The organism is Candidatus Zymogenus saltonus (assembly GCA_016929395.1).
Classification (GTDB): domain Bacteria; phylum Desulfobacterota; class Zymogenia; order Zymogenales; family Zymogenaceae; genus Zymogenus; species Zymogenus saltonus.
The window spans coordinates 74,628-81,837 of record JAFGIX010000022.1 but is presented as its reverse complement, the minus strand read 5'-3'; the positions used below and the strand labels follow the sequence as shown (position 1 = coordinate 81,837).

Annotated in this window: 5 protein-coding genes; 2 read left to right on the top strand and 3 right to left on the bottom strand. The window is 43.0% G+C overall.

Translation table 11 applies throughout. The features are described 5' to 3' along the window. Positions 1-563: 563 nt before the first annotated feature. Positions 564-1,244, top strand: coding sequence for an endonuclease III domain-containing protein (locus JW984_04510; protein MBN1572441.1), 681 nt, complete (start codon positions 564-566; stop codon positions 1,242-1,244). Between the two features lie 4 nt (positions 1,245-1,248). On the opposite strand, the gene JW984_04505 is transcribed toward JW984_04510, so the two are convergent. Both JW984_04505 and JW984_04500 read right to left on the bottom strand, forming a co-directional pair. Continuing rightward, the gene (locus JW984_04505) at positions 1,249-2,292 is read right to left on the bottom strand and encodes a metallophosphoesterase (protein ID MBN1572440.1); all 1,044 of its coding nucleotides are present in this window, start codon (positions 2,290-2,292) and stop codon (positions 1,249-1,251) included. Positions 2,293-2,428: 136 nt separating this feature from the next. Beyond that, the gene (locus JW984_04500) at positions 2,429-3,073 is read right to left on the bottom strand and encodes a hypothetical protein (GenBank protein MBN1572439.1); all 645 of its coding nucleotides are present in this window, start codon (positions 3,071-3,073) and stop codon (positions 2,429-2,431) included. A 297-nt stretch (positions 3,074-3,370) separates the two neighbouring features. Here JW984_04500 and JW984_04495 point away from each other — a divergent pair, with 297 nt between their 5' ends. Beyond that, positions 3,371-3,940: a hypothetical protein gene (locus JW984_04495; GenBank protein MBN1572438.1), complete on the top strand. Its 570-nt coding sequence runs from the start codon at positions 3,371-3,373 to the stop codon at positions 3,938-3,940. Between the two features lie 1,233 nt (positions 3,941-5,173). Here the strand turns inward: JW984_04495 and JW984_04490 are convergent. Beyond that, the gene (locus JW984_04490; GenBank protein ID MBN1572437.1) at positions 5,174-7,177 is read right to left on the bottom strand and encodes a protein kinase; all 2,004 of its coding nucleotides are present in this window, start codon (positions 7,175-7,177) and stop codon (positions 5,174-5,176) included. Between the last annotated feature and the right edge of the window lie 33 nt (positions 7,178-7,210).

Here is a 7,210-nt window from a genome sequence, read left to right as displayed (position 1 = left end):
GGCAAGTCTTGAGGTTGAGCAAATCGGGGGGGCAAAATAGTTGGGGGGTCGGGCAAGTTGGGGGGCTGGCAAGTTGGGGAGGTCGGACAAGTTTTATTGTGGGATCGGGCAAGTCTTGAGGTTGAGCAAATCGGGGGGGCAAAATAGTTGGGGGGTCGGGCAAGTTTTGGTTCGGGCAAATTTAGGGGCGGGCAAGTTTCCGGGGTCGGGCAAATTAGGGGTTCGGGGGGTAGTTATTCATATTAATGAGTCAGTCTGTTTTATATCCAAGGGGAATTTGGTCGTAATTTCCCACCAAGGATTCCAATATATCCCATCATTTATGTGTGAAAAATCGTCATCACGCCCATTGTAAATATATAAGACTCCAATTTACGGGGGACTCATAGTTCTTTCATGGATGCGATCACCGAGCGGGAGATGATCGCCGACGGGGCCGGAAGTTCGACAGTTGAATCATCTTCCAAATGAAATAGTAAAAAACGGAGTCTATATAAACAGGGGCCGGAATATTTAATATGAGGCCCCCTTTCTTATTTAAGATAATATTTCAGGCAAGCGAGATGGGCGACTCTGAAAAAATCCTGATGAATATTTTCAACCGCCTGTTGGAACACTTCGGGCCGCAGGGATGGTGGCCAGTGGAAAACCCGGAATCGTTGACGGCCCCCTTCGAGATTGCCGCCGGGGCAATCCTCACCCAGAACACAAACTGGAAAAACGTGGAGTCGGCCCTCAAAAACCTCAAAGGGAAAAACCTACTCGATCCCATGAGATTAGACTCCTTCTCGGAGGAATCCCTCTCCTCCCTCATCCGCCCCGCGGGATATTTCAGGGTAAAGGCGAAAAGGCTGAAAAACTATACCAGTTACCTGGTTCAAAACTATTCCGGGAACGTCCCCCAATCCCTAAAGGGGGACCTTCACAAAAAACGGGGGGAGCTCCTTCAGGTAAACGGAATCGGCCCGGAGACGGCGGACTCGATCCTCCTCTACGCCGGCGGGAGGCCTATCTTCGTAATAGACGCATATACAAAGAGGGTGCTCGTCCGCCATAGGATCGCTGTGGACGAGATGAAATACGACGAATACCAGTCGATATTTCACGATGCGCTGCTAAGAAACGGCGATAACAGAGTCGTTGAGCTTTTCAACGAGTTCCACGCCCTATTTGTGGCCTGCGGGAAGCATTACTGCCGTCCGAAAAATCCCAGGTGCAGCGAGTGCCCTCTCGAAAAAACCTGACCCGCTAATCTCTCCTTCCGATCAGCGAAAAAAACCCCCAAATCAGCAATCCAATAACTGCCGCATTTAAGGCGAGAATGGCAAATCCCAAGGGTGGATGATACTTGAAATAGGGGTATGTTTTCGTGACCATAAATATCTCTATGTCGTCCCCAAAATCGAGGCTCTTCTTCAAGGGATAAATAAACTCGGCGACCTCCCTGTTCTTGGGATCTACATGAAACATAATGGCATGATAGAAGCTTGAGTTTTCGTCATACAGATTCGCCCCGCCCCCTCCGGTTATTATGTAGTTCGTCCGTCCCCTTCTGTGTCTCAAGTACGAGTGGTAGTCGCTGGCGATGACGTAATCGACATTGAACTCATCCACGATATCGAAAAACTCCCCCTCCTTTTTAAGGGGTCGAAACTCGGAGACTGGCACCATCGATGGTGGCGGTATGTGCATGAAGACAAACTTTATCAAGGCGCCGTCGGATTCGGCCGAGAGCGCTTCCCTCAAGTAATCGAGATACGTCTCGTTGTAATTATTGTCGACACCTATGAAGAGACATCCCGAATACCTGAAACAGAAGTCTAACGGACCATAGGTCTTTTTGAAATCATCGACCAAAAACGCATTTGCCTTCTCTTTATACTTTTCCTCCAGGGCTATATCGTGATTTCCCGCTATCAAAAATATAGGTTTTTTTAATCCCCATTCAATGAACTCCTGTATGAAAAAGTTGTGGTGCCCCCACTCGGGATCCTTGACAAAATCCCCCCCTATTATCGTGAAGTCCGCTTCGTCCGGATACAAATCTGAGTTGTAAAACGCCTCAAATATATTGCTCGTCTTGGTATCGCTTACCACCAAAAACGAGAAGTTTCTGGGGAGTACCTTTTCTTCATTTATCCGATTTATATTGTCTTCCTTATTGCCCAGGAGGGGGGGAGGCTCAATGTTGTCCAGTGATTTCCCATAGAAAATGGAGAAGACAAAAAAGACCAATGAGAAAATCGAGACCAGCAAGACAACGCCGCAGGATATTAGTTTTGTTTTTCTCATAGTTTTTGTTTCCTTGTCAATTTGAGCCGAAATCGAAACGAGATCGCTTCCCACTTAAAATCCCCGCGGATTACACCCTATTTTTTATATTAAATAGCCCAGACGCTTCATAATAGTGTACGCCTAAAAAATCGGCCTATCTAATCCTCGCCGATCGAATCATCCCGCCCCCAGCCGTTGTAGAAGGGAGTATATTTACGGCGTCACAAACTTTCGACACAATAATGAAAAATACGACAAACGAGGCGATGGATGCAACCATCCCTACAATCGAAAACGGCATTGCTATAAGCATCAGTATTGTAGAGCCGGGGGCTATTTGCGCAGCCTGGGCAATGACCATGCAGACAATGTATATTCCAAGGAGCGCCGGATATGCATAGAAGAGGCCCGGAGACAGCGCATGAACGTCGACGGCCCTCCGCCCAATATACTCGTTGTAATACTTTACATACATAGGATAGACCAAGAGCGCCCAGAAGAAGTTCACGATCGGAATCAAAAGCAGCACAACTGCGAGAGCGGGAGATACCGGTATTTCCCTGTCCCTTATTGCGTCCCACATTTTATAGAAGAACATCCCCGTCACCACCACGAGATATATGCCGACCGCTATGCAAATAATCACGAAAAAAATCAAGCCGGCCATCGCATGGACCTTCAAGTTCTCAATGTTGGGGACAAAAGCGGCCGCCACCAATACTATAATTGCGAGAAAAAAGATGAACACCGTAGCACCGATAAAGGACCCTAGGTAAAAGGACTTCGACATCCTCGTCATAAATTTCCCTTTTAAAAAAATGTCTTCTTCTTCGATAATCTAAGTCAGGATCATAACATACCTTAATTAAATATGCAAAAATAGAATATTGGAATAATGGCTTGAAAAACAATGGAATTCGATAAAAAGTTTTAGTTCCGGCCTTACCTTTCATTTTGGGGTGGACAGGGTATTATAATGATTTAATGACTTGTATTTCCCTATTTTTTTGCTAACATACAGCATGGGGAAGGATATAATTTACTAATCCGATCCATAAAGACTAAAAACGCTTAACATTTTAGAAAGGTGTGCAGAATGGCAGAAAAGACAGTTACCAATATTGGAATGAGGGTTCTGCTTGATGGTATCGAGGAGATAATGGGAACTAACGGGCTAAGAACGATTCTGAAGTATAGAAATGTTGATTATCTGCTGGAGAAAAGGCCTGAACATGACTTTCAAAAGAATTACACGGAAGATGAATACGAAAAGATTATTAGCGGGATTTACGATATAATAGGGATAGAGGGCTCGAAGGGCCTGATCAGACTGACCGGTAGGCAGATAGCGCGTTATGTTATTAAAACCGGGATGTTTGACCAGACAAAGGAAATTGAGGGAGACGAAAGGATAATAAAAATACTGGAAATCTACAGCATGGCTACGGGGAGGGGAAAATGCTGGCAGAATGGAGACACTATAATATTCGATTACCCCGAATGTCCGGGCTGTAAAGATAAAACTACGACGAAACCAATGTGTGTAGCTATAGATGGGTATTTCAGGGAATTTTTGGACTGGGCTGGTTTTAAGGACAAAAAGCTCACCGAGGTCAAATGTAAAGCTATGGGTGATGATACCTGCATGTGGGAGATAAGAGATTAGGTACAGAAGGTCTTAGACATTCTTGTCTTAATTTTCCCCTTTCTCATACAATGTTTTTCTTAGAAAAAAAATGTATTCATAAGGGATTGAAAAGTTAGGGAGATTGAAAAAGTCTTGCCTTCCGTCACGTCCATTCAGCGCGGGGTTCCCTCATAAAACGAGAGGGGATATCTCGGTTCGATTTTAGACCGTTTGAGCGGGAAAACCGATTTGAGGCGGGTCAGAAACTGTATCAGAATACTCGCCTACACGACTTTCCCCTAGCGAGTCGTAAAACCTCCGGCTGTGTGGAGGAGGGCGTTTACAGCGTCGCATATCTTCGAAACGATAACAAGAAACGCGATAAAGGAAGCAAAAAAAGTAGTACCCCTATCAAACCAAACACTATTTCTATTGTTACCATCGATGAGGTTTCCGGCATAAATCGAGTTATTCCATGAATAACAAGACCGATAAAATAAGAAATTATCAAGACCGGGAGCGCATAAAACGGGCCCGGCCTCAATGCCTCAACCGAAATGTCCCGACGCCTTATATACTCGTTAAAATAGTACTGATATATGGGAAATACGGTTAAAATCCGGATGAAGTTGATAAGCGGGGGAAAAAACAATATAGTGGATATGACTGAATTTGCGAGAGTTCCTTCCCCCTCGATGGCCTCCCACATTTTATAAGTCAATATTATAAAAAACTATTAAAAAATAGAATTGTACTACCAAAAGAAAAACAACCATCATTAACAAGCCAACAACAACATAGGTTCGTGCTTCGTCGAGGGTGCTCAGAATTTTGAACAGCTCGAGGCAGACAGCTGCTGTTATCATTGACACCACCATGCATGCGACGAATGACCACAAGTAAAAGGTCTTTGACATAGGCTTCATGATTTCCACCTGAATTCTTTACAATCTTATCTTCAGCACTTTACGTAGATGAACTTTTTGATAATATATATATACCCAGTCTAAAATTCAAAATAAAGAGGCGACAAACCAGATTTTACTACATGTGGAAACCTGACCAAAAAATGTACTTATTTACAGGCGGGAACATATTTCAGCTAAATAATAAGTCGATCGGTAAATCCATTAAGCCGTCAGGGGAGATATACTTGATTAAAGATTTTCCGATCTGACCTTTCCATTGAAGGGAGGGAAGTTAAGATCGGCTGCAGTTATTACAAATTCACTTTTTCGGAACTAAAATAGAGCATCAATAATTTATTGGGTATCACTCATACTGCGGTCCCAGTATTTTGTGACAACAGTTTTTCGATAAATCCCAAGAAAAAACTCCCCTCTTCTCGTCACAAAAAATAATATATTTACAGTCCGGCGAGATTGTTACATAAATAATCCCTCCAAAGCCGTTACCTACAGGTCTCTCAATCACATCCAAGACAACATCAGATTCCAAGCTCCGTACCACGATCCTATTATCAAAACCGGCGCTCACCAGAATGTTTCTCTCTTCATTTACCCACATTGAGGACACTATGTCGTTATGATCATTAAATATTCTTTGAGATTGTCCATTGGATACCTTCCACATGCCTATGGGTCCATGCTTACTTCCGCCTATTATATATTTGCCATTCGGAGTAAAAGAAAGACTCATAATAGTGCCCAAGTCGCTGTAAATAGTCGCCAAGCTCTTTCTCTTATCGTCCCTCCAGATTTTGATGGTGTGATCATAGCTGCTGCTTGCAAAAAGGTTATCTCTCGGTGATGTATCCAAAGATATAACTATATTTTTATGCTCATCGTAATCGTATATCGGATCGCAAGTTTCAACATCCCAAACCTTAATAGTCTTGTCATCACTGCCGCTTATCAACAGTCTGCCGTTATATGAGAAAGCAATATCATTTATCTCACCCTTATGGCCGTTCATCTCCTTGATTGTCTTATGAGTATCTCTCATATTCCACAAGCGAATTTTTGCGTTATCATCCCCATAAGCGACTACATTACCGTCATGAGAAAAGGCCATTGTCAGAATTCTGCTACCCTGCCCTTCTATACCATCTATATAAGCACCACTCGATACATGCCAAATATGAACCGAACCGTCGTCATCACCGACACCGATATACCGGCCGTTTGGAGACAAGGCAACGGAGCTTATCTTTTTTATATTTCCGCTTTTAAGGAAAGCACCCTTATAGGGTGGTTTCCATTTTTCCATTTCTTCAGGTTCAACACTATATTCCTGTTTCGGCTCCTCCGGGTATATCGGTTCGATTTTAGGAGTCCGCTCTTCCATCGATACGCCGATACCTTTCTCTTCCCTCTCGTAGGCACTCTCGATGATTTTTCTTATCTCGGCCGTCCTTAAAAATCTCTTTTCCGGCTCGGGATTAACCAGCTTTTTTATTACCTGAACTAAATCCCCCAAACCTGATATTCTATCAAAATTATCAACACGCATTAAAATATTTCTGGACATCAATTTGCCCGTCATAACATATGTCAGTAACATCCCGAAGGCATAATGATCCCTTGTGACTTCGAGATTATCATATTTGAGCTCAGGGGGTAATAAATCCTCCGGGTATCTATGTGAAGATAGAGACAGGGAAGCAAAATCCGTTAGGCTCACAAAAGGTCTTTTAACATCGACGTTTTTCTTTGAAAAAACCTCATCATTTACGATGATATTCTTGGGCTTTATGTTTCCATGGACCACCCTGCCCTTTTCGAGATTTTCCAATATCGTCAAAAGCTCATCTATAAAAAGTTTAAGTGTGTCCCCCTCTAATTTTCCGTACTTTTCAATATACTGATAAAGGTTTTTCCCTTCAACGTAATCCCTCACGGTCATTAGGGCGCCGTCATTTTGCTTCAGGTCAAAGACTGTCGGGATGCCTTTTATATTCATTATGGAAAGACTGGTAAACTCACTTTCAAACCTCTTTATTTCCTCATCATCGATTACATTGAGTTTTTTAAGTACCACCTTTTTATTATAACTTGTATCATACGCCCTAAAAGATTGGTAGTTTTTGAAGTCCCCCAAGCTCTCCATATTTGTATACCTGCCGGATTCACCGACTTTCTCCGACAGGGAATTGCCGCAACTAACGCATTTTTGATTTATAAAAGGATTGGTCTTTTTACAATGCGGGCAGGTAATTGTCAAGGGTGTGCCGTCGTAAACACAAAACTTGTTGTCATTTTCATTTTCACGACCACAAGTGGGACATTCAATAGTTTTTTTATCGAAAAAAGCCATTTGATCTATTTGGAGGTCTTAAAGGATTTATCC

Coding starts and splice junctions, on each gene's coding strand:
- JW984_04510 (MBN1572441.1), top strand. CDS start 564: ATGGGCGACTCTGAAAAAATCCTGATGAATATTTTCAACCGCCTGTTG.
- JW984_04505 (MBN1572440.1), bottom strand. CDS start 2,292: ATGAGAAAAACAAAACTAATATCCTGCGGCGTTGTCTTGCTGGTCTCG.
- JW984_04500 (MBN1572439.1), bottom strand. CDS start 3,073: ATGACGAGGATGTCGAAGTCCTTTTACCTAGGGTCCTTTATCGGTGCT.
- JW984_04495 (MBN1572438.1), top strand. CDS start 3,371: ATGGCAGAAAAGACAGTTACCAATATTGGAATGAGGGTTCTGCTTGAT.
- JW984_04490 (MBN1572437.1), bottom strand. CDS start 7,177: ATGGCTTTTTTCGATAAAAAAACTATTGAATGTCCCACTTGTGGTCGT.